The organism is Nocardiopsis lucentensis DSM 44048 (assembly GCF_000341125.1).
Classification (GTDB): Bacteria; Actinomycetota; Actinomycetes; order Streptosporangiales; family Streptosporangiaceae; genus Nocardiopsis; species Nocardiopsis lucentensis.
Genome location: NZ_ANBC01000804.1, coordinates 1 through 830 on the forward strand (window position 1 = coordinate 1; position 830 = coordinate 830).

1 pseudogene is annotated in these 830 nt (G+C 74.5%); it reads left to right on the forward strand.

From position 1 onward, the window contains the following. A pseudogene (locus tag D471_RS40515) lies at positions 1-614 on the forward strand (hypothetical protein); the annotation flags it as partial. Positions 615-830 lie beyond the last annotated feature (216 nt).

Below are 830 nucleotides of genomic sequence, written 5' to 3' on the forward strand. Positions count from 1 at the left end.
ACACCGCCCGGGCCGTCGACGGCACCGCACGCGGTGCCGGAGAACTCGTCACCGGCGTCGCCCGCGCGAGCCGGGGAGTGGTGGAGACCACCGATGACTCCCTGCGCGGCACCGGCCTGGTCGACACGGTCACCGAGGGCCTGACCGACGCGGGGGAGGGGGTCGGCGACACCGTGCGCCGTACGGTCCCCGTCGACCTGCCGGTCCTCGAGGCCGGCACCGACCCCGTCACGTTGCCCGAGACGGCCGGGGCCGCCGCCCCGGACGCGGTACGGGACCGGGACGAGACCCCGAAGTCCGACCCGGCCACGACCGTGGTCTCGCCCGCGACCCTCTGGAACGCGGCTCCGTCCGAGGCGGCCGACGTGTCGGCCACCGGCGACGACGGCGAGACCGCCGACCGGATCCGCCTCATCGCGGGCGGTACGCCGCACTCGGCCGGGACCGACGCGACCGGTGCGTCCGCTCCGTCGTTCCCCACGCCCGGTGCGGCCGGATTCCTCATGGCCAGGGCCGTGCACACCGCGCCCCAGGCCCAGCGGGTCGCCCTTCCCGGCGACCCCACCCTGGTCGTCCGCGACGCCGCGGACGACCCCTCCTACTCCCCTGACTAGTCGCGCCTGACGACCGCGGCCGGTCAGCGCGCCCAGCGCGCGATCCGCCCACCCTTCCGGTGGGTCACCACTCCTTCGGCTGATCAAGCCTGGAGTCACCGTCCGTGGTCACATGAGCCGCCAACAGACTTCCTCATTGACCCAAGGACATGTGATGACCTACGCAGCCGCTTCCCGCGTCGCCGCCCTCGTGGCGGTCGGATTCCTCACCGCCGC